The sequence below is a fragment of the Aeromonas lacus genome, from assembly GCF_000764665.1.
GTDB lineage: Bacteria > Pseudomonadota > Gammaproteobacteria > Enterobacterales > Aeromonadaceae > Aeromonas > Aeromonas lacus.
In genome coordinates, this window is sequence record NZ_JRGM01000163.1 from 1 (window position 1) to 2,038 (window position 2,038).

Genomic DNA, 2,038 nt, shown 5'->3' on the forward strand with positions numbered 1-2,038 from the left:
CCCTTTATTTATGGATATCCCATGGGATGTTGTTAAAATTGACAAGTCAGTCTTATGGAGTGTTGGTAATGATGAGGGAGAGCTAATTAGCTATATAACGGAGATAAAAAAACATCATGAAAAGCTCTTAATGGAAGGGGTTGAAACAATCCAACAAGTAAAAGCTTGTAAAAAATCTTTTGTTGAGCTAGGTCAAGGGTTTTACTGGGACGATACCTTCGTTCTAGACCATCAAAACCAGGCAAGTGTTAATGGGAACATTGTCCTTATCCAAAATGCTTAATGAGTCTCAAAGGGCGTTGTTTCCAAAATCAGCCATCAAGCAGCAACTGCTCCAGCCCCTGGTGACCGCTACACTCGGGGTTGTCTAACGGGCTGACCCAGTGTGTTCAGTTTGTCCATGGCGCTTACATATGCCATCAATCCCCCTATCTGACCGTTGTATTTTCGCAGACTGATTTTCCCCGCCATCCGCATAAACCCGTCCCAGCTTGCGCAGCAGTGGATGAGTAAGGTCGGCATCACCTCGGCGTCATGGACATTATCCAACGACATCTCCGCTGCCACGATATTGTTGGTCACCGAGTCTACCGCCAGATGCAACTTGCGCCAGACACGGCGCTTCTCAGCGCCGTGTTTCCTGATTTTCCACTCGCCTTCGTCAAATGCTTCAGGCTAGTCGAGTTGATGACTTGGTCGGTGATACGCCCCTTGGCGGGTTGCCAATAGGCCACTTTCACCGTGCGTGCACGCTTGCTGGCCCAGCTATAGTCCGGTGCGCACAACGGCACATTCATCAACTCGAACAGGGAGTCGAGTAGTCCCTAAGTGGCCGCAGGGTGAGGTTGAAAATCCCCTGAGCATCAGGAAGGTACAGGTGGTCTGGTCAGTGTAAAGCTAGCTGCGGCTCCACCGCCCATGATGGTCGTGGTGAAACCAGTTGTTCATGGCCTCAGCATCAACCCTGAAGGTGAGTGAACCACGGTTAATTAAAGACTTGTTGTATTGAGGCCAGTTGGTGATGGGGTGAAGCGATGTGCCCATGATGTAGGCTTGAAGAGGATGGTGGTGATCAGATCACCTGGTTCTCAGTTAGTTTCATTACAGCTGAATCGATTTGGCAAACAACGCCAGTGGATTACCGTTCCACAACGTTCTGTCTTGATAATGAACATCCTCAAAAATCTGGCGCGGAATAATAAATAATATCTTTTTGAAACTGTTATCGGCGCTCTTAAAATGAGGTAATCGCTTACGTAAAGGTTTGATGTCTGTACGAAGGGTTGCTTTCAAACCTTGACGAGTGTTTGCTTTAGTATCCTGTTTATCATGCACGTTGGCTGCCTTATGGCAGCCTTTTTTTTGCAAGCTGAGCAGGTAATGAGTTCGTCATGTTTCAGTACCAGCTCAGGGGCGTGTCGGCAGGTATGTCGCGTACAGCGCGTACAGATTGACGACTGTTTCAGTGTAATTGATGGCCACGCAAGTGATTGTTTTATTTAAGTTTTTATCTTAATTTTAAGTATTTTCATTTTTGCGTTCGACGGGGATAGTATGTTTCGCAGATGGATGGCTAGAAACTAATTAGCGTCACGTTAAACATGTCCCGCGAACACGCATGAACATGGATATGCTCTGCTGGTAATGTGCTGTTCATCTTTTTTCTTCACCGCATTTATCAATGAGATTGATAGATGTGTGTTATTTCTCATTAAATATGTCTCAGGTTAAATCTAATGAAAAAAATCAATGTGCTGGCTTGCTCTATTATTTGTGGTCTTGGTTTGACGTCTGTCGCTGCTATGGCTGCTGATACTGCACAACTAAACGCTAGTGCAAACTGGCAAGTAAATGCCGTAAAAGATGGCAAGCACGGCCTTATTGTAGAACCTAATGGTGCTGTCAACCTGTCTTTTAACCCTACAGATAAAAAATGGACAACCGGTAATGCACCTTTCAAAATCAGCGTTATGGGGCAATCTGGTGAAACAATGAAACTGGAAGCCCAGCTGACTTCACCTGTCGCATTGGTAAACAG

At 45.8% G+C, this 2,038-nt stretch carries 3 protein-coding genes and 1 pseudogene; 2 read left to right on the plus strand and 2 right to left on the minus strand.

Annotated features, from left to right (window positions below; genetic code table 11):
• The coding region (locus tag LG31_RS0118555; RefSeq protein ID WP_033115897.1) for an EAL domain-containing protein at positions 1 to 283 on the plus strand (283 nt) is incomplete at its 5' end.
• Between the two features lie 68 nt (positions 284 to 351).
• On the opposite strand, the pseudogene LG31_RS20635 reads toward LG31_RS0118555, so the two are convergent.
• Positions 352 to 1,044 (minus strand): annotated as a pseudogene (locus LG31_RS20635) (IS5 family transposase).
• Positions 1,045 to 1,101: 57 nt separating this feature from the next.
• The gene (locus LG31_RS21075) at positions 1,102 to 1,335 is read right to left on the minus strand and encodes a hypothetical protein (RefSeq protein ID WP_152598440.1); all 234 of its coding nucleotides are present in this window, start codon (positions 1,333 to 1,335) and stop codon (positions 1,102 to 1,104) included.
• Positions 1,336 to 1,736: 401 nt separating this feature from the next.
• On the opposite strand from LG31_RS21075, the gene LG31_RS21080 reads away from it, so the two are divergent.
• Positions 1,737 to 2,038, plus strand: a 302-nt coding sequence (locus LG31_RS21080) for a hypothetical protein (protein ID WP_152598441.1), incomplete at its 3' end; no start/stop codon positions are given.